Consider the following 1,035-nt stretch of genomic DNA (forward strand, 5'->3'; position numbering starts at 1 on the left):
GCCGCGACCGCGGTGCGCTTGGCGGGCTGCCGCTGCGGACGCGCCGTCACCTTGGCCGCACGCGGCGCGTTGACCGTGGCATGCGGCGCCGTCGCCGCACGCACGCCGACGTTGTCGATCTTGAACAACGCCACGGTGTCGCTGAGCTGGCCGGCTTGTTCCTCCATCGAGCGCGCGGCGGCGGTGGCTTCTTCCACCAATGCGGCGTTCTGCTGAGTGGCCTCGTCCATCTGGGTGACGGTCTGGTTGACCTGCTCGATCCCCGACGCCTGCTCCTGCGAGGCCGCCGAGATCTCGCCCATGATGTCGGTGACGCGTTGCACCGAGGCCACGATCTCGCTCATGGTGCGGCCGGCCTGATCGACCAGCGCCGAGCCCTCGGCCACGCGCGCGACCGAGTCGTCGATCAGCGACTTGATCTCCTTGGCGGCGCCGGCCGAGCGTTGTGCCAGGGTGCGCACTTCGCTGGCGACCACGGCGAAGCCGCGGCCCTGGTCGCCGGCGCGCGCCGCTTCCACCGCCGCATTCAAGGCCAGGATGTTGGTCTGGAAGGCGATGCCGTCTCGACGCTGATGATGTCGGCGATCTTCTTCGAGGACGCCTCGATCCCGCTCATGGTCTGAACAACCTGGCCGACCACGTTGCCGCCCTGTGAGGCCACAGAAGCCGCGCCCACCGCCAACTGGTTGGCCTGACGCGCGTGCTCGGCGTTCTGCTTGACCGTGGAGGTCAGTTCCTCCATCGACGCGGCGGTTTCTTCCAGGCTTGCCGCCTGCTGCTCGGTGCGGCGCGACAGGTCGTCGTTGCCGGCGGCAATTTCGGTCGAGGCCGCGTTGATGCTGACCGCCGCGGTCTGGATGCGACCGACGATGCCGGTCAGCTGTTCGACGGTGGCGTTGGCGTCGTCGCGCATCCGCGCGAACACGCCGCGGAACTCGCCATCCATGCGCGCGGTGAGATCCCCGGCGGCGATGGATTGCAGCAGGGCCGACAGCTTGCCCAGGTTGTGGTCGCTGACCTCCATCATCGCGTTGA

The 1,035-nt window shown here is 68.8% G+C and carries 1 pseudogene; it reads right to left on the reverse strand.

Going from position 1 to position 1,035, the window contains the following annotated elements:
- Nucleotides 1–1,035: pseudogene (locus D180_RS16630) on the reverse strand (methyl-accepting chemotaxis protein); the annotation flags it as partial.

It is taken from the genome of Xanthomonas sp. SHU 166, assembly GCF_000364685.1.
GTDB lineage: Bacteria > Pseudomonadota > Gammaproteobacteria > Xanthomonadales > Xanthomonadaceae > Xanthomonas_A > Xanthomonas_A sontii.